Below are 26,539 nucleotides of genomic sequence, written 5' to 3' on the forward strand. Positions count from 1 at the left end.
CGGCGGAGCGCGGACGACGGGTGATTATTTTTTCGCAACGGGCGCTTCATCGGCAGGCACGACCACCAGTTTTTGCTTGCTGACGGACAGCGCCTGAACCTCGCGATCGTACATGGCCTCGCCGTACGCCGGCGGGATCGCGAAGCTGCCGGTGTTGGTGGCCTTGATTTGATACACGAACGTCTGCACGTCGGTGCCGGCGCTGCCGTAAATGATCACCCGATCTTCGCGAATATCGCTGTAATCCGGCGCCCAGGTGGAACCGGCCGCCGCCAGCGGCGATAGCCACGCGCCAGACGCCTGCGCATCGCTCTCTTCATCGCCGTCGTCGGATTCCGGCGCCGGCGGCGTTTGCTGCACCACCTCGAATCCGCCCGGCAGCAGGTCGACGATCGCCAGATTGCTCAGCCCTTGCGTCGAATTCGCGCGCACTTTCAGATGTACGTTAATCTTCTGCCCCAACGTCGCCTGCGTAACCGGTTTGCCCTGCTCGTCGGTGTAATCGCGGGTGATCTCCAATCCGCGGGAGACGGCCTGCTCCGGCGGCGCCAGATCGTAACCGGCCTGCGTCACCACATACCAGGCCGGCGCGTCATTGGCGTTGTCGAAACGGATTGATTTGGCGTCCGCGGTGAAATCGCCTTTGGCGAACAGCCCCTGCAAGGTGGAAATCAGCTGCGGATCGACATTGGCGGTTTTAGCGACCTGGGTGATTTTCAGCCCGTCCGGCGCGGCGGATTGCGCCGCGATCTGCGTGGAATAACTCTCCAGCGCCAGAATGCTCATGGCCGAGGAATACGTGGTGTAGCGTTCCTCTTTCAGCGCCCTGAGCATATTTTCCAGCACCTGCGGCGGAATGGCGGACGTTTTTTCCGGGAAGTGACGCGTAATCAGATACAAACGCGTCGCGTCCTGCGCCAGCGGATCGAAGTAGTTTTGCGTCCACCAGGCTTTGTCATACGCCTGACTCATCTGTTTCCAGGTCGGCTGCAACAGCGCGTTGGCTTCATCGTCCATTTTCAGCAACCGGTACGACGACGCCAGATACAGCGCGCCGAGATCGGTTGTCCAGCTATCCGGATACTGCCGCTGCATGGCGTTTTGCACCGAGGCCAGCGCGCTGGTGGTGATTTCGCCCTGACGGGTCAGCAGATACACCGCCCATGCGCGCAGGCGCAGCGTATACAAATCATCGGACGGATTGGCCGCCAGCTCGCGCAGCGCCGCATTCGCCTCGTCCAGCATACCGACCGGCAATGTAAAGCCTGCGGCATTGGCTTCCAGCAGATATTGCACCGTGTAAGGGGTAACGAAAGGATCGGCTTCCGGCGACGAACGCCACAGGCCGATCGCGCCGCGATCGTTCTGGCGCGAACGCAGCACCGCCAGCATATCTTTCAGCTGTTTGGCGCTTTCCGTCGGGTTCAGATCGCCGCGCATTTCCGGGTGCGCGCCTGCCAGCATCAGCGGCACCGAGCGGCTGACGATCTGTTCGGAACAGTAGTAGGGATAATCCGCCAGATACTGCGACAGCCCGCCGGCCAGCACCAGCGGCGAGTTGGAAACGGCGGCCTTACGCACCGCATAGGCATCAAACATCCGGCGCAGGTTATCGACGTTCTGGCTGCGGTTCATGCGGCCCATAACCGACTGGGTGCGGAACGGCATCGCCGGACGTACCGACGTGCTGATGGCGCGGCGGCTGGTTTTGTCGCCGTATTTGGCCTCGAACGCCAGCGGCGCATCGCCCAGAATGGATTTGGCGCGCAGGCGGAAATTAATCACCCCTTCGCGTTTTTCCGCCAGAGAGAGGTTTTGCACCGCGTTGCCCACCACTTCCAGCTGCGGCGGCACGTTCAGCCGTACCGCAATCGCGATGCTTTGACCGTGCAAATCGCTAAGGTTATTGCTGACGCCGACGCTGACGTCGAACTCATCCCCCGGCGCGACCATGGCCGGCACGTTGGGCGTCATGATGAAGTTATCGCGCACGGTCGCCGACGTTTGCGCTTTACCGATTTTGTCCGGGGTAACGGAAATCGCCATGACGCGGATTTTGCCGTTGAAATAATCCGGCACCGGATAATTGAACTGCCGCTCGCCGTTCACCTCAGTAATGCCGGACCAGTACGTCACCGGCTTATCCCGTTTACGTTTAAACGGATTCACGCTGAGATCCAGCCCCTCGCCGCCATCGCCGCCGGGCGCGGCCGTCAGTTGCATCAGCTTGCTGAATTCCGGCAGAATCAGATCGAGGATCTGCGCGCTTTCCACGCCCAGCGCGCGTTTGCGGAAGAAGTAGTCGAGCGGATCTTTCAGCCGATAGCGCGCGACCTGCAAAATGCCCTCGTCGACGGCAAACAGCGCCACCTGCTGCGGGCCGTCGGTCGTCACGGTAATCGGCAGATTTTCCCCCGGTTTAATCACCGGCGGCACGGCGACTCGCAGATCGTTTTGCCGCGCTTTGGTACTGATTTTAAACGGCATTACGCCGTAGCTCAGCGGGCTCATAAAGATTTCATCGGAGTTCACGTCGCGCACAAACTGCACGTTGATATAGCCGTTGCCTTCCATACCGGCCGGAATACGGATTTTCTGCACCGAACTGGTGGTATCGGTGTGGAACCACCGCCAGCCGTAAACCTTGTCTTTCTCAATGGTGACAAGCCCGCTGCCGGTATAAGGCGCGTTGATCGAAACTTCGATTTCATCGCCCGGCTGGTATTCGCCCTGATTGAGTTTCAGCTTGAGTTCGGCGTTGCGGTCCAGCGAACGACTGAGGTTGGCGTTGCCGGCGACGCTGTAAGCGATGCGGTTCAGCGCCTTGCCCTGCGCGTCTTCGATCACCAGCACGAAATCGCCCGGTTTATCCGTCGCCAGCGTCAGATCGCCGCCCTGCTCCGCCAGCGACAGCGGCTGTTCCGACAGCGGAACTTCCTTCATTTTCGACTGGTATTTGTAAACGCCGGAATCCTGTTTGGTCAGCACGGAAAAGTATTTCTGCTCGAACAGCGTCACTTTCAAATCCGGCAGCGCAATTTGCTTGAGCGACGGATCGACGGCGATGATATTCACACGACGCGCGGCGTCGCGGTTGATGTAGCCGAGATCGCCGTCCGGCTTCACGCCGATCAGATAATCATTCGGCGACACCAGCGCGCGCGCGGTGGCGGCGACGGAACGTCCGCCGCCGGCGACAAAGGCTTCCGACAACAGTTGCAGCTGATAGGTCGCGTCGGCATAGGCGTTGAGATCCAGCGGAATAGCCGCCGCGCCCTGCGCATCGGTGACGCGATCTTCCAGTTCGGTTTCAAAACTGTCCCGGTTCTGCCGGTTCTCGTAAAAGGCGTAATCCGGAAACGCGTCGAATCGCGGGTATGTCGGATGCAACGTCAGTTTCGACGCCACGCGACGATCCTGCGCCGGCGTGCCGAACAGGTTCTGCACATCGATATTCGCCTGTAGCTCGGAAGGTTTCACCCAGCCCTGCTTGCGCTCCGGCGTCAGTTGCAGTTTCACTTTCAACTGATCCGGCTCGAACTCTTTGACGTTGACCGTGGTATAGCCCAACAGCGCGGATGCTTCATTGTCCTTACCGACCAGATAGAGATAAACGGACCACTCGCCGGTGGGTGAATTCTCGTCGGTGGCGTAACTCAGTTCGTTGAAACCCTCGGCATTCAGCGTCAGCGGAATGGTGCTCATCAGCCTGGCGCGCGGATCGTGAATTTCAGCGCGCACCGGCACGCCGGCCAGACCCGTACCCCAATCGGCGGCGCGGGTAATCAGGCCGATGTTAAAGGTATCGCCCGGACGATAAACGCCGCGGTCGGAGAACAGATAGCTGCCCAGCGTGCGCGCATCGTTCGGCGCTTCGTCGCCGCCGACGTCAAAGCGGGAGAAATCCAGACCGCGGTCGTTATAGCGATCGGTCGGCAGGAAGGACACGTCGCCCTCTTTTTCCACCAGGAACATCACCGGCTGGCGTTCATTGACGTACACGTCCAGCGCGGGGAAACGCGCATGGCCGTCGGCATCGGTGAATTGCGTCAGCAGCGTGACGCCGTTTTTAGCGATAACCGAGACTTTGGCGTTGCCGACCGGCGCGCCGCTGTGGATGGACTGCACGAACAGGTCGCGGGTTTTATCCTGCGACCGCTTGGCGATAATCCCCAAATCCGTGACCACCACGAAGCGCGAATCGCCGATGGACGACGCCTCTTCGCTTTCATCTTCATACTGATAGCCATCGTTATCGACGGCGGCTTCTTTTTTCTGCGGATCCCATTCCGACAGCGTCAGCAGGAAGATGCCGCGATGCGAACGCGGATCGGTGGATAAATAGCGCGAAAGATCCACGCCGCGATAATTCACTTCACCCGGCTTGTCGTTATTCAGCGCCGTCTGATAGTGAAAGCGCTCGGTAAAATATTCGTCATTCAGCCGGTTAAACTGCGCCGATGAATACTCGCCGCGCTTGAACGACACGATATGTTGCAACTGGCTTGGGATCACGCGTTTGACGTCAAGGCGCAGCCCCGGCACGTTGCGCGCGGCGACGCTGATTTGCTTATCGCCGTTAACCGACAATAGCGAGCCTTGCGACATAAATTGCAGCAGTTTCGGGTAGTCCGGCACCTGTACGATGCGGTAGAGGGGTTCCGGCATTTTATAGCCGCCGGACGACGTCAGCACATTGTCGATTTTCACCAGCAGCGAGCGATGCGCCGGCGCATCAAAGCGGAAACTGAACTGCGGCTGATAGTCGTTTTCCGCCTCGTTCAAACGGATATTCAGCGGCGTGGACTGCGCCAGCACGTTATTCTCCACGCTGTCCACATCCCAGGAATAAAACTCGTCCGGATCGCGACTGGCGTCCGGGTCGTTCGGATCGTGCTGCGGCAGCAGCCAGACTTTCACCGCCCGGCGGATATCCTGGTCTTTTACCGCGTCGCTGAAACCAATGATCAACGCGCGCTCGCCTTTCGACTCCCCGGCGTCGACCACCTGCGCGCTGGCCTCGCTCACCGTCAGGCTGTACAGCGTCGGCACGGCGACCCAGCCGTCGCGGGATTGCGCGGTCGCGTTGGACGGCACCGACGCTTTTACCCCCTCGCCGATGGCGAGATGCACCGAACCGCCGTGATCGAGGGATTTCAACGGCTCGGAATGCACCCAGGCGTTGAGCTTCTTCTGATCATAGACCACGGAATAGTTGAGTTTGGTCTCTGATTTGGCTTTCGCCACGTTCAGGCCGAGAGAAATCTGCTTTTCGAAACTGGCGACGTCCACCGGGGCGTTGAATTTAACGTTAAACACCGCGTGGCGTTTTTGCGGATCCTGCGGGTCCTGATAATACTCGGATTCGCCGATCTGATAATCAAAAGCGGGAACGGTGAAGGAATAACGCGTGGTCGCCAGTTTGATTTGCGGCGCAAGCAGCGCTTCGGGCGTGAATGCCACTTCATATTTGGCGCCCATCGGCAGCGGATTTTTCGGCGTGAAGAGTAAGGTTGTATCGCTGGCCCATTTCCACTGGCCTTCGGCGGCCGGTTTCAGCGAGATCCCTTTCGCGACCGTTTTACCCACGTCCGTCAGCTGCGCGGCGGAACTGCTGAAATAAAAACGCACTTCCGGCGGCGTAATTCTCTGCGCCGCGTAATTCACCGCGCCCGGCGCGCCGACCGACACGCGGGTTTCCTGATACGCCATCGGCGCGGGTTCGATGGGCTGCGGCCGATTCAGCCACCAGTGCCAGCCATAAACCCCTGCGCCGGCGGCGCACAGCAACAGCAAAATCGCCGCGCTGACGGCGAGCGGGTATTTATCCACCCCGCTCTCCAGACGCTGAAAACCGCGTTTCAGCCAGCCGCGCATCGCCGTCCACCAGCCCGGCGCGCGCCAGTCGATATTGCCGACGATCGGTTTAACAACGCGGCCAAGCAAACCGAGAACCAGGCCCAGCGCGTGAAACAGGCCTTTTATCAAAATAAAAGGCAGGCGAAGTATAAATTTAAGTAAGTCCATTTGTCGCTGTACACCCGGTCTCTGTGCTTGATAAGCAAAATGATATTGAGTTCGCTGACAAAGTCCGACGAGCGGCGATAGGTTTGTCAGCGGTCTGAGTTAGATTGTTATTAAATACAATATATTGTGCAGAATAGCGGCTGAAAAAAATGCAGAGTTCGCGCCAAAGTGTAGTGAGTCTACCGCTAAAAAGCCATCGCACGATATGCATAACAACCTGTTTTAAATCATGGAACGGCCATTTTTCTCAGCCTGGAAAATCAACCGCGCCGTCATTTCACCTCGCCCGTCATCGGCGTCGAACCGCCCGCGCGGCCGGACTCGCACGCGATGGACTATCGCCGTTCTACCGGCATCGGCGTGATCAATCCTCACGTTAACAAACTGTACCGCAAGGCGATTATGTGTTTACATACATCGGTTTAAGATGTTATTTGTGATCGATTTCACTATTTTACAAAAATTAAGTTCACTATTTTATACCCGAAATAATTCGAGTCGCAGGAAGGCGGCGACGCCACGACAAATTCGTGTGGAACGAATTTGACCAGCCAGCGGCTGGCCTGCGGTGAGAGACAGGAAGTCTCTCATAATCCCCGGGAGCTTACTCCAGTAAGTGACTGGGGTGAGTGAGGAAAGCCAACGCACCTGCGGCTTGAAGTATGACGGGTATATAAAGCTAAAGTTTTCGAGGAAGTTCATGGATTACAAGCAGGTAGCCCGGCAGCTCGTTCCGCTGATGGGCGGCAAGGATAATATTGCTTCGGCCATTCACTGCGCCACACGACTTAGGATAGTACTGGAAGACGAATCAAAGCTGGATCTGAATGCAATTGATGCGATCAAAGGGGTAAAAGCAAGTTTTCGCAAGGCAGGACAAGTACAGGTTGTCTTCGACAGCAGTGTGATTAACGACGTTTACGACGCGTTTGCCCACGTTGCGATGATCGATGACTCGACGCAAAAAGAAGAAGCCTCGCAAAACGCCGCCAAAAATCTCAGCTACTTCCAACGCATAGCCAGCACCCTGTCCAACGTTTTTATCCCCATTATCCCTGCGATTATCGCCTCCGGGTTGCTGATGGGACTGATGAGCCTGATCAAAACCTACGGCTGGCTGGATTCGCAAAACGCAGTCTACGTGTTGCTGGAAATGTTCAGTTCCTCCGCCTTTATCATCCTGCCGGTGCTGATTGGCTTTACCGCCGCCCGGGTCTTCGGCGGCAACCCGTTTCTCGGCGCCACCATCGGCGGCATCCTGACGCACCCGACGCTGGCGAATATCTGGGGCGGATTGGGAAGTTTTCATACGCTGGACTTCTACGGTCTGCAAATCGCCATGATCGGCTATCAGGGAACGGTGTTTCCGGTGCTGCTGACCGTCTGGTTTATGAGCTTTCTCGAAAAGCGCCTGCGCCGCATCGTTCCCGATATCGTCGAGATCATTTTCGTTCCCTTCCTGACCCTGATCATTTCCGGTTTTGTCGCGCTGCTGGTGATCGGCCCGGCCGGCCGCATGCTCGGCGACGGCATCGCCTATGTGCTGACCACGCTGATTGCGCAGACCGGCTGGATTGCCGGGGTGATTTTCGGCGGCCTCTATTCGGTGGTGGCGATGACCGGCATCCAGAACAGTTTCCATGCCATCGAGGCCGGACTGCTGATTAATCCCAATATCGGCGTCAACTATCTGCTGCCGATTTGGTCGATGGCCAACGTCGCCCAGGGCGGCGCCTGTCTGGCCGTCTGGTTCCGCACCCGCGACAGTAAAATTCGCAAGATCGCCATTCCGGCGGCCTTCTCGGCGATCATCGGTTCGGTTGAGGCGGCGGTATTCGGCGTCAACCTGCGCTTTGTGAAGCCGTTTATCGCCGCCATGGCCGGCGGCGCGATCGGCGGCGCCTGGGTCGTCTACAGCAAGGTTTACGCCACCGGCGTGGGCCTGACCGGTTTGCCGGGGCTGGCCATTATTCAGGCCAGTTCGTTAGTCAATCATTTGATTGGTCTGGCCATGGCTTTCGGCCTGCCATTTTTTATTACTTTATTGTTCAGCTATAACGAAAAGGGCGACCAATGAGAGAAAAACACCTCCTGAAGCAAACGCTGCTCGCGGTGATGAAAGGTCATCAGCGTACCCCATCCGACCACCACCGACCGCTGTGGCATTTGTCCCCGGTGGTGGGATTAATGAACGACCCGAACGGATTTATTCAGTTTAAGCAACGTTACCATCTGTTTTATCAATGGAATCCGCTGGCCTGCAACCATGACGACAAATTCTGGGGCCACTGGAGCTCGGCCGATCTGGTGAACTGGCGGCATGAGCCGGTCGCCCTGCTGCCGAGTGAAAAATTCGATATCGACGGCTGCTTTTCCGGTTCCGCGGTGGACGACAACGGGCAGTTGGTGTTGATCTATACCGGCAACGTGATGCTGCCCGGCGATCGTACCGCCTGGCAGTGCATCGCCCGACAGAATGCGCAGGGCGAGTTCGAAAAACAACCGGTATACGCTCAACCCGAAGGCTACACCGGCCACATCCGCGACCCGAAAGTCTGGCGGCATGAAGATAGCTGGTACATGGTGCTGGCGGCGCAGGATCCGCAACTGCAAGGTAAAGTGCTGCTGCTGAAATCGCCCGATCTGACGAACTGGACGTTGATCGGCGAGATTGCCGGCAGCCAGGTACGGGGCAGCGCGGCATTCGGCTATATGTGGGAATGTCCGGACCTGTTCCACCTCGACGGCCACGATGTGCTGATCAGTTGCCCGCAGGGCGTCGCCGCCGAAGCGCGCCGCTATCTGAACCAATACCAGTGCGGCTATCTGCTCGGTACGCTGGATTACGCCACCGGCGATTATCCGCACGGCGAGTTCCACGAGTTGGACTGCGGCCACGAATTTTATGCGCCGCAAACCACCCTTGCCGACGATGGCCGCCGCCTGCTGATAGGCTGGATGGGCGTACCCGATCAGGATGAGTTTGAGCAGCCCACCCTGCAACACGGCTGGGTACATATGATGACCTGCCCGCGCGAACTGAGCGTGCGCGACGGCAAGCTCCGCCAGGCGCCGGCGCGCGAACTGCAAACGCTGCGCGGAACCCGCCGGCAGGCCAGCGGAACCGCCGACGCGCTGCCGACGCTGGATGTCCGCAGCGCCGAGATCCAATTACAGGTGGCCGGAAACTTTCAGGCGGAGTTCGGCGAGACCATGCGGCTGACCTGCGATGAGCAGGGCATTACGTTAAGTCGTAAGGGGTTGCGCAACGGCGAGGAAGAGATTCGTTACTGGCAGGGCAAGGTTAAGAAGCTGCAAATCCTCTGCGACAGCTCCAGCCTGGAGATCTTTATTAATGACGGCGTGGGCGTGATGTCCTCCCGCTACTTCCCGGCGGAACAGCCGAAGGTGACGTTTAGCGGCGGCGCGCAAATCGCGCTCGACCACTGGCCGTTAAAAGCAAGCCAAACCGGCGCTGACATTGAGCAGTAAAGCCGCCTCCCCGCACGGGGAAAAAAGCTAGCGGCTTAATCGGCCCGGCAGATGGCGGGAATCGCCCGCCATCTGTCCCCAGACTACCGCTGGTTATCTTTCAGCACGATCAGCGGCTCGATATCACTCTCTTTTTTAATCACCAGCGAATCATCGCCGCGCAGGCAGGTGCCGCCATAATTGCCGCCGACGGTAAAGGTACAGACCTGAATGTACTTGCCGGCGACCTTAGGCAGACACCACAGCTGCTGGTAGATATTTTTCCGATCGACGAACTTGCCGGAAGTCTTATCCAGCACTTCATCATGGTGGCTGACCAGGTCGATGTTGCTGCCGCAGCGTCCGGAAATCGGCTTGATCGCATAACCGGTTTTCGCCAGCTCTTCGTTCACCGTAAAATCGGTATCCAGCAGATAGCGATGATGCGGGAACAACGACCAAAGCACCGGCAGAATCGCTTTATTGCCGGGGATCACCGTCCACAGCGGCTCGAAGACCATCACTTCGGGACGCATCAGCACGTCGATCAGGCGCACTTCATTATCCGGGTGGCCGGTACGGATCGGCACCGCCGCGAACTCGTCCGCGCTGACCTCGCGCACCTGTTCGATAACGGTCTCCCAGGCCCAGGTTTTCCAGACGCAGTTGACCAGCCGGCCATCGCCGTCGATAAGCCGCCCGGCCGCATCCCAGCGCAGCTCGTCCAGCCCGTAGAGGATTTTGCTCTCGAAACCGGCCTGCGTCAGCGCGCGTTGCATAAACCCGGCGTGGTAATTCTCCTCCAGATCCTTGTCCTGCATGATATGGACGAAAGGCCGCGCCAGGCTGTGTTTCCATGCGCCGGTCAGCTCGTCGAGCAACTCATCCGCCGGGTTATGCCCCTTGCCGGGATATCCCTGCCGGAGCCACTGTTCGAGGATCAGTCCGCCTTCGGTGTGGCAGGAGGCGGAGTCGGCATTATATTCATAGACTTTCAGACCGCGCTCGTCCATGCAGAAGTCCATGCGCCCGGTGATCATATCGTGTCGGCGCTGCTGCCAGGAGAGCCGTAAACGCGGCCAGAGAATTTTGGGAATATCGAACAGCGCCAGCAACTCGTCATCTTTCATCACCTTGTCCGTGGCGTGCAGATACATCAGATGCAGCTCATTGGTCGCCTTGATCAGCTCCTGCTCGGCGTCTTCAGTGATGGTGAAATATTGATAGGGATCCTGATTGATAATATGGCCGCCGTTCGCCTGCACATAGGCCAATTGCAAGGGATCGCGCTCGTCCAGCCACTTGCCGTCGAACTGGCCCTGCTGGTCCAGCCGCGCGCCGCGAATAACCAACGCCTCGCCGGGGATAACCGGCTGCGGCAGGCTGTGCTCCGTCTCGTCGGTCTGTATCATCCAGCCGAGGATGGCGGTGTCGTCGAAGGTATCGTGAATGGTGTAACGGCCGTCTTTCACTGCCAGCTTCAGCTCGCGCGTCCACTGCTGCCCCGGCGGCAACAGTTGATGAACCACATTCTGCTCGGCGACGCGAACTTTATTACCCACCAGTTGAGTAATCACCGCCACATGGCCGGTCTGGCAAAATTCGCCGCCTTTTTGCCAGATCAGCAGCGCGCCGGCTTCCGGCGGCCGCTGAGAGCCGTTGGCAAACGCCTGTAAAGGCAGGATATTGTCATTAACGACCTGGCGCAAAAAGCGCAGAGAGAAGATTTCATACGCCATACCGACATCGGTAAAGACGAAACCATGATTCAAAAACAGAAAACGCCGGGCGAACTCGACGCACTGCCACTTATGCCCCATATATTCGTTGTCGATATAGCTGCGAAACGAGGCGTCGCCCGGCATGTTCTGCGGGTCCAAACTTTTGTAATTCGATGAATAAATCGCTACGCCGCCTGGCGCATACCCCAACAAGGTGCCGAATGGGGCGTCACTATCTGTTGTTCCTTTGCTCATTGCCTGACCTCAAATTAACGCTGCCCGGACGGTTGGCCGTAGAAAACCCCTCTATTATCCCGCCCAGGCAATACCCGACAGAGGTGGCTTCATGATAGCACTCATTGCGCAGGGCATTGATGCGAAGCCGAAAAATTCGCCGTCTCCGCCGCCTTCAGGCTTCACCCGGCAGGCGCAATTAAACGTCTTCGCCGGCAACTGCTAAACTGCTTCAGTACATCCACCAACAAGGCAGGTCAATATGTCAGAGAACCGTTACCAACCGCCAAAAGTATGGGAGTGGAAGCAAAATGACGGCGGCGCTTTCGCCAACATCAACCGTCCGATCTCGGGAGCAACGCATGAGAAAGCGCTGCCGGTCGGCGCGCATCCGCTCCAGCTTTACTCGCTGGGTACGCCTAACGGCCAAAAGGTGACGATTATGCTGGAGGAGTTGCTGGCGCTCGGCGTCAGCGGCGCGGAGTACGACGCCTGGCTGATTAACATCAGCGAAGGCGATCAGTTCTCCAGCGGTTTTGTCGACGTTAACCCTAACTCCAAAATTCCCGCGCTGCGCGACCATAGCGTCACGCCGCCGATCCGCGTGTTTGAATCCGGCAATATCCTGCTTTATCTGGCGGAGAAGTTCGGCCATTTTCTGCCGCGGGATCCCGCCGGACGCGCCGAAACGCTGAACTGGCTGTTCTGGTTGCAGGGTTCCGCGCCTTTTCTTGGCGGCGGTTTCGGCCATTTTTACAGCTACGCGCCGGTAAAAATCGAATACGCCATCAACCGCTTCGCCATGGAGAGCAAACGCCTGTTGGATGTGCTGGATAAACAGCTGGCGCACGGCAGATATGTCGCGGGCGACGAGTACAGCATCGCGGACATGGCGATCTGGCCGTGGTACGGCAATCTGGTGCTGGGCAACGTCTACAATGCGGCGGAATTCCTTGATGCGGGCAGCTATGCCAACGTGCTGCGCTGGGCGAAGGATATCGGCGATCGTCCGGCGGTAAAACGCGGCCGCATCGTTAATCGCACCCATGGCCCGCTCAACGAGCAGTTGCATGAACGCCACGCCGCCGGCGACTTCGATACCAATACCGAAGATAAACGCCAGGCGTAAGCGCCGTCGGCCGGGTGTTTATCACCCGGTTGCTTTTATCGTGAGAACCTGAAAAGTCGCCGCCCCCTGACAGCGTCGCGCCATAAATTACCCGCGCCGATTCAGGCAGGCGTTCACGCAAACCGCTTGCTTAAAAAATCCATCACCGGGCCGCTGAGCGATGCATCATCAGTATTGACCGAGTACATCTGGCTGAGATGGTTATGCCCATACACCACATGCAGGTCAGGCGTAAAGCCATGCTGCGTGACCAGTCGGGCAAAGAGTTCTCCGGCTTCAACCTGCATCGGTATCGGATCCAGCTCGGTATAACTGATAAACAGCGGAAACGGCGCGGCATCGATCAGCTCGACGGTCGACATATCGGCCCGATCGTTGATGTCCGAACCGAAATAAGCGTCGCCGAAAGGATCGGGGGTGGGGATGCGCAGTTGTCGGCGAGCCAGATATTCCAGTCGCGCGTTATAAATCCCGGAGATCAGCACCGCGCCGGCAATGTTGAGCCCTTCAACGGGATGAAAACGACGAATCAGCGTGGCGGCGGCCACATGCGCGGCGCCGGCGGACTCCCCGGCCAATACGATTTGCTGCGGATCGCCGCCGAATCCGGCGATATGCGCTCGCGTCCATGCCAGCGCCGATGAGACGTCTTGCGCGCCTGTCGGCCATTGGTGCGCCGGCGCCAGACGATAATTGGGGATGACGACGACCATCCCCTGACGCGCATAAAAATAGCCCTGATTGCTGAGCGAAGATTTATCGCCGCGAATGAAACCGCCGCCGTGTACAAAAATCAGCACCGGGCTTTTTTTGTCCGCGCCAGTCGTTGGCAGGTAGATATCCACGTTCTGTCGTTCATCGTCGCCGTAGGCGATATCTTTGTGGACGCTCACGCCTTCCGTGGGTTGGTCTGCAAGCAGCGGCATATAGAGCGCTTTCGTCGCCGGCACATCAATCACCGGCCCCAGTTGTTTTATCTGTCTTTCAATCTCTGCCGGAATGCTCGCTTTCGATGGCATGATCCACTCCCTTAATCTTTGGTATCGTTAATAACTTAATAATCATTACAGAAATCATTTTACGGCGATTAACGTTTAACGACAAAGTCTCTCCTGCAAATCCGCCATGCTGGCAGGCATCAGTCGATGACTATACCCCGCCGTCATGCCCGCGCAGGCGGGCATCAGTCAATGACTATTTACGGTTTCAGCGGCCGATTTCCGCCTACTGCCGCGGAAATGACGGATGTGGAGCCGCGGAAATGACGAGTGTGGAAGCGCGGAAATAACGGGTGTGGAGGCGCGGGGATTACCCCGCCGTCATGCCCGCGCAGGCGGGCATCAGTCGATGACTATTCACGGTTTCAGCGGCCGATTTCCGCCTACTGCCGCGGAAATGACGGGTGTGGAGCCGCGGGAATTACCCCGCCGTCATGCCCGCGCAGGCGGGCATCAGTCAATGGCTATTCACGATTCCAGCGGCTGATTTCCGCCTACTGCCGCGGAAATGACGAGAGTGGAGGCGAGGAAATGACGGGTGTGAAGGCGAGGAAATGACGGGTGTGGAGGCACGGAAATTCCCCCTCCGTCTTGCCCGTGCAGGCGGGTATCAGTCAATGGCTATTCACGGTTTCAGCGGCTGATTTCCGCCTACTGCCGCGGAAATGACGGATGTGAAGGCGCGGAAATGACGGATGTGGAGGCGCGGAAATAACGGGTGTGGAGGCGCGGGGATTACCCCGCCGTCATGCCCGCGCAGGCGGGCATCAGTCGATGACTATTCACGGTTTCAGAGACTGATTTCCGCCTACTGCCGCGGAAATGACGAGAGTAGAGGCGCGGGAATGACGAGTGTGAAGCCGCGGGGATTACCCCGCCGTCTTGCCCGCGCAGGCGAGCATCAATCAATGGCTATTCACGGTTCCAGCGGCCGATTTCCGCCTACTGCCGCGGAAATGACGGGTGTGGAGCCGCGGGAATGACGAGAGTGGAGGCGCGGAAATGACGAGTGTGAAGGAACGGGAATTACCCCTCCGTCATGCCCGCGCAGGCGGGTATCAATCAATGACTATTTGCGGTTCCAGCGGCTGATTTCCGCCTACTGCTGCGGAAATGACGAGTGTGGAGCCGCGGGAATGACGAGAGTAGAGGCGCGGAAATGACGGGTGTGGAGGCGAGGAAATGACGGGTGTGGAGGCGCGGGAATTACCCCGCCGTCATGCCCGCGCAGGCGGGCATCAGTCAATGACTATTTACGGTTTCAGCGGCCGATTTCCGCCTACTGCCGCGGAAATGACGAGAGTGGAGGCGAGGAAATGACGGGTGTGAAGGCGCGGAAATGACGGGGGTGGAGGCGCGGAAATGACGAGTGTGAGGCCGCGGGAATGACCCCGCCGTCATGCCCGCGCAGGCGGGCATCAGTCGATGGCTATTCACGGTTTCAGCGGCTGATTTCCGCCTACTGCCGCGGAAATGACGAGTGTGGAGGCGCGGAAATGACGGATGTGGGGCCGCGGAAATGACGGATGTGGAGCCGCGGGGATGGCGGAGTTGGAGTGCTGGGAATAACGGAGTTACGGTTGGCCTCACTGGGTCGATATTCCATCCCAGCCGCCGCCCAGCGCGGCAATCAGCTCAACGCTGGTTACCCACTGCGTGCTTTGCAGCGACAGCAAATTTTGCTGCTGGTTAAGGCTGGTGTTTTCGGTGGCGGCGACATCCAGGTAGTCGATCATCCCTGCTTCGTACTGGTTGCGCGTCACACGCGCGGAATCTCTGGCGGCGTCGGCGGCGCGCTGCTGCGCGGCAAGCTCATCGCGTAACGTGTTCAATTCGACCAGATAATTCTCAACCTCTGTGAAGCCCTCCAGCACCGCCTGACGATAGCTGGCGACGCTGGCGTCATAGGCGGCGCGCGCCTGCTCGACCTTCGCCGACGTCGCGCCGAAATCCAACAGCGTGCCGCTCAGTTCCGGGCCGAGCGACCAGACGCGATTCGGCAGCGAGATCAGATTATGCAGCGCGGAACTGCTGAAACCGCCGCTGGCGCTTAACGTCAGGTCTGGATAGTAGCCGGCGATGGCTACGCCCACCGCCGCATTCGCCGCCGCCACATTACGTTCGGCGTAGGCGATATCCGGTCGGCGCTGTAGCAGTTCCGCCGGCAGGGCGTTGGGGATCGCCGGCATGGCGGCGGTCAACGGCGCCGCGGCCAGGCTGAATTCCGCCGGCGCTTTGCCGATCAGCAACGCAATCGCATGTTCCAGTTGCGCGCGCTGCCAGACGACGTCCAGCGCCGACGCTCTGGCGCTTTCCAGTTGCAGTTGCGCCTGTGCCAGCGTGCCGCGCGATTCCGCGCCCGCCCGGTACTTATTGTCGATGACCTGCAAATAACGCTCATAGGTCTGTACGCTCTGCTGATACAAGGCGATCTGCTGGTCCATGATGCGCAGTTGGAAATAATCCTGCGCCAGCGCCGACTGCGCGCTCAGCGTGATATTCGCCAGCTCCGCCAGGCTGGCCTGCGCGCTGGCCTTGTTCTCTTCCAGCGTGCGCCGGAGTTTTCCCCACAGATCCAGTTCCCAACTGGCGCTGGCCTGCGCCGAGAAGCTGTTGTCGACGCTACGCTGGCCGGCGCTGGTTTTACTGCCGCTGCGGGCGCCGGAACCGGTCGCGCCGACGGTCGGGAGCAGATCGGCGCGCGCCTGCGTCGCCAGCGCTTTCGCCTGGCGATAGCGCGCCTCATATTGCGCGACGTTCTGGTTCGAGATGCTGACCTGACTGAGCAGCGACGAGAGCGTGGCGTCATGGTAAACCGACCACCATTCGCCTTTACCGACCTGATCCTGCGGCGTGGCCGGCCGCCAGCCTTGCGCTTCCTTATACTGCAACGGCACGCTGGTCGTCGGACGCTGATAGTCCGGCCCCACGGCGCAACCGCCGAGCGACAACGCGAGGAAAAGCGGGCTAAACGCGATAGTTTTCAGTTTCATAAGTCGTTATTCAGCATGGCGCAGACGCTGCCACTGACGACGAGTGGCGCGGCTGACGCGATCAAGATAAAGGTACACCACCGGCGTGGTGAACAGCGTAAGTAACTGGCTGAGCGCCAGACCGCCGGCGATCGCCAGACCGAGCGGACTGCGCAGGTCGGCGTCGCCGCCGCTGCCCAGCGCCAACGGCAGCGCGCCGAAAAAAGCCGCCAGCGTGGTCATCATAATCGGGCGAAAGCGCATCAGACACGCCTGAACGATCGCCTGCTGCGGCGACATCCCCTTCTCGCGCTCGGCCATCAGCGCGAAATCGATCATCATAATGGCGTTCTTTTTCACGATGCCGATCAGCAGCAAAATGCCGATCAGCGCGATCACCGTCAGTTCGGTATTGGTCAGCAGCAGCAGCAACAGCGCGCCGACGCCGGCCGACGGCAATGTCGACAGAATGGTCAGCGGATGAATATAGCTTTCATACAGCATGCCCAGCACGATATAGACCGCCGCCAGCGCGGCCAGAATCAGCCACGGCATCGACGCGGTCAGTTCGCCGAACTCGCGCGCGGTGCCGCTGAATCCGGCCTGTACGTCGCCCGGCAGGCCGATCTTCGCCATGGCGTTTTTAATCAGCGCCTGCGCCTGCTCCAGCGAGACGCCGTCCTGAAGATTGAAGGCGACGGTGCTGGCGGCGGAATGCCCCTGATGCGCCACCGACAGCGGCGCGTTGTCGCTGCTGAAGCGGGTGAACGCGGAGAGCGGCACCCGATCGCCGTCGTCGTTGATCACGAACAGTTCTTTCAGTATATCCGGGTTGCCGGTGAAGCTGTCGTCCAGCGACATCACCACATGATACTGATTAAGCGTATGGTACAGGGTGGCGATCTGCCGCTGGCTGAAGGCGTTGTTCAGCAGGGTGTCGAGCATGCTGACGTTCACGCCCAAGCGCGTGGCTTTATCGCGGTCGATGTCGATCATCACTTCCTGTCCGCCGGTCTGGGAGTCGGAATCCACGCTGGTCAGCTGCGGGATCTGCGCCAGCGTAGCCTGCACCTTCGGCGTCCAGACGCGCAGGGTATCGAGATCGTCCGCCTGGAGCGTGTACTGGTAGCTGGCGTTGGCGCTGCGTCCGCCGATGCGCAAATCCTGCGCCGCCATCAGAAACAGCTGCATACCGGCCAGATGTTGCGCTTTGGCGCTCAGGCGGTTGGCGATTTCGCTCGCCGTCGCGCTGCGCTGGTCGAAATCTTTCAGATGGACGAAGAAATTGGCGCTGTTGCGTGAACCGAACGCGCCGCCGCCCATCGACGCCATCACCCCGTCGACGTCCGGATCTTCGGCGATCAGTTTGGCGGCCTGTTCCATCTTGGGCTTCATCGCCTGGAACGAGATGTTCTGGTCGGCGCGCGCCATGCCCATCAGCAGCCCGGTGTCCTGCGTGGGGAAAAAGCCCTTCTGCACCACGGCGTACAGGAAGATGTTGAGCGCCACGGTGAGCAGCAGGCTGAACAGCGTCAGGCGCTGATGCTTCATTACCCATTCCAGCCCGCGGGCGTAGGCCGCCAGCAAGGCGTTGAGCTGATTTTCGATCCACTGGTACAGCGGATGCGGACGCCGCGTCACCGCCGGCTTGCGCTTCAGCAGCCGCGAGCACAGCATCGGCGTCAGGGTCAGCGACACCAGCATCGAGATCAGCAGCGACACCGTCAGCGTCACCGCGAATTCGCGGAACAGCCGTCCCACCACGCTGCCCATCAGCAGGATCGGGATAAACACCGCCACCAGCGACAAGGTCATGGACAGCACGGTGGAGCTGACCTCCCGCGCCCCTCTCAGCGACGCCCGCACCGGGCTGAGCCCCGCTTCGATATAGCGGGTAATGTTTTCCAGCACCACGATGGCGTCGTCCACCACGAAACCGGTGGCGATAATCAGCGCCATCAGCGACAGATTATCGAGACTGTAACCCAGCAGGTACATCACCGCGCAGGTGCCGATCAGCGAGACCGGCAGCGCCAGCGCCGGGATAATCATCGCCTGAACATTGCGCAGGAACACGAATACCACGCCGATCACCAGCAGCACCGCGATCAGCAGCGTCTCTTCGGTTTCATACAGCGAGGCGCGCACGGTGGAGGAGCGATCGACCACCAGCTTCAACAGCGTATCCGCCGGCAGTTCCTCCTGAAGCGTCGGCAGCAGCGCCTTGACCGCATCGATGGTCTCCAGCATGTTGGCGCCCGCCTGCCGCGTCACCCCCAGCATCACCGCCGGCTTCCGGTTGTAGTAGCCGGCCTTGTATTTATCTTCTATCGCGTCGTACACCGTCGCCACATCGCTCAGGCGGATCGTGCGGCCATCCTGATAGCTGACCACCAGATTGCGGTACTGCGCCGCCTTGTTCAATTGGCCGTTGGCATCCACCACCCACGACTGGCTGGCGCCGTTCAGGATGCCTTTCGGCAGATTGGTGGTGCTGGCGGCGATGGCGGCGCGTACGGTATCGAGCGAGATGCCGAAGTGGGTCAGCTTCTGCGGTTGCAGATCGATACGCACCGCCGGCAGCGCGCTGCCCATCAGCGACACTTCCCCAACCCCTTTCACCTGGGCGATTTTCTGGGCGATCTTGCTGTCCGCCAGATCGTACAGATCGCCGGGGGTACGGGTCTCCGAGGTCAGCGCCAGCATCACGATCGGCGCATCCGACGGGTTGGCTTTGCGGTAGGTGGGCAGCGAGGCCATGCTGCTCGGCAGCATGCTGCGGGAGGCGTTGATCGCCGCCTGCACGTCGCGCGCCGCGCCGTTGATATCGCGGTTCAGTTCAAACTGCAAAATGATATTGGTGCTGCCGGAGGAACTGCTGGACGTCATTTCGGTAATGCCGGCGATCTGCCCCAAAGCCCGCTCCAGCGGCGTCGCCACCGTGGCGGCCATGGTTTCCGGGCTGGCGCCCGCCAGGCTGGCGGATACCATAATGGTGGGGAAATCGACCTGCGGCAGCGGCGCCACCGGCAGCAGACGATACCCCAGCATGCCAAGCAACAGAATCGACAGCGTCAGCAATAGCGTGGCGACCGGACGGAAGATAAACAACCGCACCATATTCATTCCCCGCCCTGCGACGGCTGCCGCGCTTTACGCATGTAGCGTTTGCCGCGCTGCGCCAGACCGTCGAACCACAGATAAATCACCGGCGTGGAGAACAGCGTCAGCACCTGGCTGACGATCAAACCGCCGACGATCACCAGCCCCAGCGGCTGTCGCAGCTCCGCGCCGGAGCCGGACGCCAGCATCAGCGGCAGCGCGCCGAGCAGCGCCGCCATGGTGGTCATCAGGATCGGTCTGAAGCGCAGCAAACAGGCCTGATGGATCGCTTCGCGCGGGCTGAGGCGCTGATGATTCTCCGCCTCAAGCGCAAAGTCGATCATCATAATGGCGTTCTTCTTGACGATGCCGATCAGCAGAATCATGCCGATCAACGCAATCAGACTGAATTCGGTGTCCGCCAGCAGCAGGATCAGCAGCGCGCCCACCGCCGCCGACGGCAGCGTCGACAGAATGGTCACCGGATGAATAAAACTTTCATACAGAATGCCGAGCACCACATACATGGTCAGCAGCGCCGCCAGAATCAGCCACAGCGTGTTGCCGCTGGCGCTCTGGAACGCGGCGGCTTCCCCCTGATAACGCAGGGTAATGCTCGACGGCAGCGCCAGTTGCTTGCCGACGTCGGCGATCGCCTGCTGCGCCTCTTCCAGCGAGTAGCCGTCGTTCAGGTTGAACGATACCGTCACCGCCGGGAACTGGTTCAGCCGCATATGCATCAGCGAGCCGGTGCGCTGGTGAATATCGGCGATCGACGTCAGTTTCACCATGCCGGCGGTTGAAGATGAAGAAGATGAAGCGGAGGACGTGTCGCCGGCGGCCAGCCAGATATCATCGAACGACGCCGGGGACTGCTGATAGTCCGGCGCGACTTCCAGCACCACGCGATACTGATTCGACTGGGTGAAAATGGTCGAGACCAGCCGCTGCCCGAAGGCGTTGTACAGCGCGGTATCAATGTCCGAGGCGGTAATGCCGTAGCGCGCGGCCTTGTCGCGGTTCATCTCGACATAGGAGACCTGTCCCTGATCTTGCAGATTGCTGACCACATCGCTGAACTCCGGCCGGGCCGCCAGCGCCGAGACCAGCGCGGGCGACCATTTCACCAGATTTTCGCTGTCGGCGTCATCCAGCGTGAACTGATACTGGCTCGGCGTGACCTGGTCATTGACCGTCAGATCCTGCGCCGATTGCAGATAGAGCGCGATGCCGGGTACGCTGCGCACCGCCTGTTTCAGCTCGGCGATCACCGCATCGGCGCGATCGTCGCGTTCATCGAACGATTTGAGGTTAATTTGCAGACGACCGCTGTTCAGGCTGGTGTTGTTGCCGTCGATCCCGACGGTGGAGGAGACGCTCTCTACCGCCGGATTCTGTAAAATCACCTCCGCCAGCGCCTGCTGCCGTTTGGTCATTTCACCAAAAGAGACATCCTGCGACGCCACGCTGATACCCTGAATCAATCCGGTATCCTGCGCGGGGAAAAAGCCTTTGGGGACAACCAGATAAAGCAGCGCCGTCAGCACGAAAGTCCCCAACGCCACCAGCAATGTCAGTTTCTGATGATTAAGCACCACCGTCAGCAGGCGATCGTAGCCATGAACCAGCTTGTCGAAAAACTCGCCGCCCTTGCGCGCAAAGCGCGACTGCTTTTCCGGCGGGATATGGCGCAGCAAATAGGCGCACAGCATCGGCGTCAGGGTCAGCGACACCAGCATCGACACCAATATCGCCACCGCCAGCGTAATGGCGAATTCACGGAACAGCCGCCCGACCACATCGCCCATAAACAGCAGCGGGATCAGCACCGCGATCAGCGAGAAGGTCAGCGAGATGATGGTAAAGCCAATCTGCTGCGAGCCTTTCAGCGCCGCCTGCATCGGCTTTTCGCCCTCTTCCAGCCGACGGGAAATATTCTCCACCACCACGATTGCGTCATCGATAACGAAGCCGGTGGCGATGGTCAGCGCCATCAGCGACAGATTGTTGAGGCTGAAATCGGCCAGATACATCACGCCGAAGGTACCCACCAGCGACAACGGCACGGCCACGCTGGGGATCAGCGTGGCGGCGATATTGCGCAGGAACAGGAAGGTGACCATGATGACCAGCGCGATCGACAGCATCAGCTCGAACTGCACATCGCTGATGGAGGCGCGGATGGTTTGCGTGCGATCCGACAAGATCTCCATTTTCACGCCTTCCGGCAGCGCCGCCTGCAAGGTCGGCAGTTGGGCTTTAATGTTATCCACCACCGAGATCACATTGGCGCCGGGCTGGCGCTGCACGCTGATGACGATAGCCGGACTGCGGTTGGCCCACGCCGACTGATAACTGTTTTCCGGCGCTTCTTCGATCCGGGCGATATCGCGCAGGCGCAGCGCGGCGCCGTTCTGATAGGCCAGGATCAGATTGGCGTACTCCTGCGCGGTACGCAATTGGTCGTTGGCATCAATGGTGACCGAATGATATTTGCCGTCGAACCCGCCCTTCGAACCATTCACGTTGCTGTTGCCGATCAGCGTATTGACGTCTTCCAGCGTCAATCCCCGCGCCGCCAGCGCCTTGGGATCCACCTGCACGCGGATCGCCGGCTGATGACCGCCCGCCAGCGTCACCATGCCGACGCCGGAAATCTGCGACAGCTTGAGCGCGATACGCGTGTTCACCAGATCCTGCACTTTGATCAGCGGCAATGTATCCGAACTGGCGGCCAGCGTGATCACCGCGCTGTCCGCCGGATTGACCTTTTTATAGGTCGGCGGATTGGGTAAATCGGCGGGCAACAGACTGTCGGCGGCGTTAATCGCCGCCTGCACTTCCTGCTCCGCGACGTCAAGCGACAGATCGAGCGAAAATTTCAGCGTAATCAATGAGGAACCGCTGCTGCTGTTGGAGGTCATCTGACTCAGCCCGGCCATCTGTCCGAGCTGGCGCTCCAGCGGCCCGGTGACGGACGACGCCATCACATCCGGACTGGCGCCCGGGTAAAGGGTGGTCACCTGAATCGTCGGGTAGTCGACCTGCGGCAGCGCGGAGGTGGAGAGCGCGCGATAGGCGAAAATGCCGGAAATCAGCACCGCCATCATCAGCAAGATAGTGGCGACCGGGCGCTCAATAAATAGGCGTGACGGATTCATTGCGTCCCGGCGCTCCCGCCGGTCTGTTGCTGCTCCGCCGTCACCACGCTGACTTTACTGCCGTTGGCCAGACGTTCGATGCCTTCCGTCACCACCCTGTCCCCCGGCTCCACGCCGGCAATAATCGCCTGTAGATCTTCACCTAAACTCGGCCCGGTTTGCACCACCTTGCGCGTCACGGTATCGTCTTTGTTGATCACGAAGACAAAACTGCCGTCGCTGCTGAGCTGCAACGCCTGAGCCGGGATCACCGTCGCCTGGGACAACAGGCCGATTTGCAGGCGGACGTTGACGAACTGGTTGGCATACAGCGCCTCATCCTCATTATCGAACAGGGCTTTTAACTGCACGGTGCCGGTACTGATGTCGATGCTGTTGCTGATGAATTGCGCTTTCCCCTCCGCCAACGTCGTTTTGTTATCCTGATCAAAGGCGGTGACCGGCATACTCTGCCCGTTATGCAACGCTTTCAGCAACACCGGAATGTTGCTTTGCGGCACGCTGAAGGTGACCGCCGCGGGCTGGGTCTGCGTGATGGTGACGATGCCGGTGGTATCGCCGCTGGTCACCATGTTACCCGCATCCACCAGACGCAGGCCGACGCGTCCGCTAATCGGCGCGGTGATGCGCGCATATTCGATATTCAGCCGCGCGGCGGCGATCTGCGCTTCATCGGCTTTGATCGCCCCGCTATACTGCCCGACGGTGGCGATCTGCGTATCCAGTTCCTGGCGGGAAAGCGAATCCTGAGCATAGAGTTTTTTATAGCGGTTCAGCGTGAGCTGCGCGCTTTTCAACAACGCCTGATTTTCACTGAGTTCGGCCTGATATTGCGCCAGCGTCGCCTGATAGCCGCGCGGATCGATCTGCGCCAGCAGTTGTCCGGCTTCGACCTTTTCGCCTTCGGTAAAATAGACTTTCATTAACTGGCCGTCGACGCGGCTGGTGACCGTAACCGTGGCATTCGGCGTGACCGTACCCAGCGCATTGAGGTACACCGGCACATCGGCCTGGGTTGCGCTTCCGGCGTGAACCAGCGTACTGCCGCCGCCCATCATCATACCGGGGCCGCCCCGCCCGGCCATTTTGTTCTGCCCGCCCGGCCACAGGCGCCAGACGACGCCGCCAATAATCAAGACCAATACGACGAACAGCAGAAGTTTCAACAGTCGGGAACGCGATGGTTTTGTCATGAAAATCTTAATGGTAGTTGGAGTTAATTTCCCGCGCGGGAAAGAAAAGGTTTGGCGCTATTATCGTCAACTATGCTGATAACTTCCATGCCTGAACCGTAATGGTTTCGTTAAGATTGTTCAGGATGTTCGGCGGCGGGACAGCATGGCGGCGTGATATCGACTGATGTCCGACCTTTAATTAATATGACAGGGATACGGACGTCTAATAAAACAGGTCCAGTTGATTAGGCTCGCCGGTTATTTTTATCGTATCCGCACCGATGCGTTGATAATCCACCTGATATCTCGCTGAATTAATGCCCGTAACAAGATTATCCAAATCCGTATATGCGAAGCGAATTGATTTATTTTCCGCCCACTTCGGCAACGACTTTATATAATAATGAAAGATAATAACGCCGCCGCCGTTCTGTTCCTGCGTCATACTCTCGATATCTTTAACCCGCATGCGCCCATAGCAAAAATCGCCATGTTTTTTAAATTCCTTTAACCCTGTCGGCGTCAGCCGCCATATCTTTTGACGGCCCTCAATACGGGATGTCGCCAGCCCCGCATCCACTAATGACGCCATTTTCCCGGTAATCCAGCTCGTGTTTGCGCCTTCTTTACCGATGGCAACCGGCCAGCGGGTTTCGCCCAGGCACAGGGCGGGCTGCTTGTCGAGCGCCCTCTGGATTTGCTTGATATACTGATCGACAGGCGGCGGATGCGCGGCGCAAAAAAAAGGGATAATCATCGATAAAACCGCTACCGCTTTCATCTTTTACCTGCAACGTTCAACTCAGGGAAAGCGTCATCTACGCTGAGATATTTTTTCGCGGTCACAGACGCGCTGATATAGTCCCAGAAATAAGCAGGAACGCCGGGATCGTCATCATTCTCCTTAAGTTCATAGCGCACAAACCTTACCGGCAACGCATCCGATATATCTTCCCCGCTTCGCTTATCGGAAATTTTATTGGCGCTAACCATGTAATAGCGTCCCTTTTCTTTATATAACGCATAGTCCGTTACTTTTATCACCGATGCCGACAGGCTAAAGTCGACCCAGGTAAATCCTGCATCATCAGGAACAGGCACGATATTATCGTTTCCGCGTCTGTCTTTAATGAAAATCGTCAAGGTATTGACGGGATGAGAGGTATTATTATCAAAAACCGCGCGCAGCAACAGGTCATCCACTCCATCCCCGTTTAAATCAATCCGGTTTATCCCATCCCTGAGCAGAACATTAGAATGCTCTTCCGCCACTGCCCACGAAGAGAGCAACATCATCAAGACGATGATAATACGCTTACTGTGCATTCAAATTACTCCGCGCCAATCTAAACCCGATATCCGGCATAATGAACCCTGAGCTGTGGCTATCACAACCGGCCAACGTCGTGGCATGAGAAAGATAACTGCCGCCGCAAAAGTAATACATTTTAATGTTATCAATCTTGTCGCTATCATAAACCCACTCGGATACATTGCCGCTCATATCATAAAGCCCCAATGCATTCGGCGATAATTGCCCTACCATTTTCGTACCGAAATCATGGCTATTAAAATCCGGATACCAGGCGACCTTTTTTTCATTATTTCCGCCTGAGTAGCGATCGCCATAATGTCCTGAATTCAGCGCGGGCGCTCCCCCTCTGGCGGCGACATGCCATTCGCTTAACGTCGGTAGACGGTATCCATTGGCCTGCTCATTAACATGAATCTCGTTATTTTTAGCGTTCGTACGCATCGGCTGTCCTTTTTCCGACCAATAAACCGGCGTCAGGCCCGATGCTTCACTCAATGCATTGGCAAAAATAACCGCATCCAGCCATTCAATATTGGTCACCGGATGTTTACCGCCATCCTTTTCCGGCGCCAGACAATCTTCATACGTAGCGCCATTGCAACCGGCATTAAAGTCATAACCATGCAATACGGCCCATTGATGTATTTTCTGATAACGTTCATAAGTGACTTCGGTCCGCATAATGTAAAAAGACGCGAGTTTTACATTCGCATGAGAGAGATAATCCTGATTGCCAAAAACGTCGCCGACATAAAAATCACCGCCTTTGACCAGCGCTTCGCCCAAATCCGATGAGGCATGCGCGCCAAATACGGTAATAAAACTCAAAAGTAAAATTAAACGCACTCCATCTCCTAACATGATCACTGTGCCGGCATCTAAAAGGTGATTGGTCGTTCCGCCCGCCTGTGTCCCTTATCTTGCGTTTCATATTGAGCCAAGGCGGTATCATCTTTAAGGGCCTCATCAAACTGCATTTTCACGGCATTAAACAACGTAGGCTGATTTCCCTTGACCTGAACAAGATAGCCGCCTTTTCTTGCCGTAATGCTTTTGAGCGTTTCTCTTTGTGTATGCAGCGCATCCTTAATGTTGACCATGGCAACCTGATCTTGCCCAGCGACGGTGGACACTGCCTTAAGCGAGGTTTCTTTCCTCAAATTGCACCGGGCTTAGCCCGCCGTTGGCACTATGCCGTCGGTGCCGATTGTAGTCTATCTCGATATACTCGAAT

The 26,539-nt window shown here is 58.4% G+C and carries 15 protein-coding genes; 3 read left to right on the plus strand and 12 right to left on the minus strand.

Annotated features, from left to right (window positions below):
• Positions 1-24: 24 nt before the first annotated feature.
• Positions 25-6,027 carry an alpha-2-macroglobulin family protein gene (locus tag ABRZ28_RS02700; RefSeq protein ID WP_330519428.1) on the minus strand — a complete coding sequence of 2,001 codons (6,003 nt, stop codon included), beginning with the start codon at positions 6,025-6,027 and terminating at the stop codon, positions 25-27.
• 700 nt (positions 6,028-6,727) lie between these two features.
• Between ABRZ28_RS02700 and ABRZ28_RS02705 the strand changes: the two genes are divergently transcribed.
• Together ABRZ28_RS02705 and ABRZ28_RS02710 are read left to right on the plus strand one after the other, a co-directional pair.
• Complete coding sequence (locus ABRZ28_RS02705; protein ID WP_319606336.1) at positions 6,728-8,104, plus strand: PTS transporter subunit EIIC; 1,377 nt, start codon at positions 6,728-6,730, stop codon at positions 8,102-8,104.
• Positions 8,101-9,519 carry a glycoside hydrolase family 32 protein gene (locus tag ABRZ28_RS02710; protein ID WP_330519429.1) on the plus strand — a complete coding sequence of 473 codons (1,419 nt, stop codon included), beginning with the start codon at positions 8,101-8,103 and terminating at the stop codon, positions 9,517-9,519. Before ABRZ28_RS02705 ends, ABRZ28_RS02710 begins: the two co-directional genes overlap by 4 nt.
• An 83-nt stretch (positions 9,520-9,602) precedes the next feature.
• Here ABRZ28_RS02710 and gss read toward each other — a convergent pair whose 3' ends face one another.
• Positions 9,603-11,474, minus strand: coding sequence for a bifunctional glutathionylspermidine amidase/synthase (gene gss / locus ABRZ28_RS02715; protein WP_319606334.1), 1,872 nt, complete (start codon positions 11,472-11,474; stop codon positions 9,603-9,605).
• Positions 11,475-11,715: 241 nt separating this feature from the next.
• On the opposite strand from gss, the gene yghU reads away from it, so the two are divergent.
• Positions 11,716-12,582 carry a glutathione-dependent disulfide-bond oxidoreductase gene (yghU, locus tag ABRZ28_RS02720; RefSeq protein WP_319606333.1) on the plus strand — a complete coding sequence of 289 codons (867 nt, stop codon included), beginning with the start codon at positions 11,716-11,718 and terminating at the stop codon, positions 12,580-12,582.
• Between the two features lie 113 nt (positions 12,583-12,695).
• On the opposite strand, the gene ABRZ28_RS02725 is transcribed toward yghU, so the two are convergent.
• The 10 genes from ABRZ28_RS02725 to ABRZ28_RS02770 all read right to left on the minus strand — a co-directional run.
• Positions 12,696-13,601, minus strand: a complete 906-nt coding sequence (locus ABRZ28_RS02725; protein ID WP_330519430.1) for an alpha/beta hydrolase — start codon at positions 13,599-13,601, stop codon at positions 12,696-12,698.
• A 1,565-nt stretch (positions 13,602-15,166) separates the two neighbouring features.
• Positions 15,167-16,573: an efflux transporter outer membrane subunit gene (locus ABRZ28_RS02730; RefSeq protein ID WP_330519431.1), complete on the minus strand. Its 1,407-nt coding sequence runs from the start codon at positions 16,571-16,573 to the stop codon at positions 15,167-15,169.
• Between the two features lie 6 nt (positions 16,574-16,579).
• The gene (locus ABRZ28_RS02735) at positions 16,580-19,678 is read right to left on the minus strand and encodes a multidrug efflux RND transporter permease subunit (RefSeq protein WP_330519432.1); all 3,099 of its coding nucleotides are present in this window, start codon (positions 19,676-19,678) and stop codon (positions 16,580-16,582) included.
• On the minus strand, positions 19,675-22,815 hold the full coding sequence (locus tag ABRZ28_RS02740) for a multidrug efflux RND transporter permease subunit (RefSeq protein WP_330519433.1): 3,141 nt from the start codon (positions 22,813-22,815) through the stop codon (positions 19,675-19,677). The genes ABRZ28_RS02735 and ABRZ28_RS02740 overlap by 4 nt, the downstream gene beginning before the upstream one ends.
• On the minus strand, positions 22,812-24,008 hold the full coding sequence (locus ABRZ28_RS02745) for an MdtA/MuxA family multidrug efflux RND transporter periplasmic adaptor subunit (RefSeq protein ID WP_319606328.1): 1,197 nt from the start codon (positions 24,006-24,008) through the stop codon (positions 22,812-22,814). The genes ABRZ28_RS02740 and ABRZ28_RS02745 overlap by 4 nt, the downstream gene beginning before the upstream one ends.
• Before the next feature lie 205 nt (positions 24,009-24,213).
• Positions 24,214-24,771, minus strand: a complete 558-nt coding sequence (locus tag ABRZ28_RS02750; RefSeq protein WP_502880310.1) for an SEN1982 family lipoprotein — start codon at positions 24,769-24,771, stop codon at positions 24,214-24,216.
• On the minus strand, positions 24,768-25,316 hold the full coding sequence (locus ABRZ28_RS02755; protein ID WP_319606326.1) for a carbapenem self-resistance protein CarG family protein: 549 nt from the start codon (positions 25,314-25,316) through the stop codon (positions 24,768-24,770). Before ABRZ28_RS02755 ends, ABRZ28_RS02750 begins: the two co-directional genes overlap by 4 nt.
• Entirely contained in the window at positions 25,306-26,151 is an 846-nt protein-coding gene (locus ABRZ28_RS02760; RefSeq protein ID WP_319606325.1) for an SUMF1/EgtB/PvdO family nonheme iron enzyme, read from the minus strand. The genes ABRZ28_RS02755 and ABRZ28_RS02760 overlap by 11 nt, the downstream gene beginning before the upstream one ends.
• Positions 26,152-26,183: 32 nt before the next feature.
• Positions 26,184-26,465 carry a hypothetical protein gene (locus ABRZ28_RS02765; RefSeq protein WP_330519444.1) on the minus strand — a complete coding sequence of 94 codons (282 nt, stop codon included), beginning with the start codon at positions 26,463-26,465 and terminating at the stop codon, positions 26,184-26,186.
• A partial coding sequence (locus tag ABRZ28_RS02770) for an IS3 family transposase (protein WP_330519443.1) occupies positions 26,443-26,539 on the minus strand: 97 nt, incomplete at its 5' end. The genes ABRZ28_RS02765 and ABRZ28_RS02770, both read right to left, overlap by 23 nt.

Origin of the sequence: Brenneria sp. g21c3, from assembly GCF_040240345.1 — a bacterium.
Classification (GTDB): Bacteria; Pseudomonadota; Gammaproteobacteria; order Enterobacterales; family Enterobacteriaceae; genus Brenneria.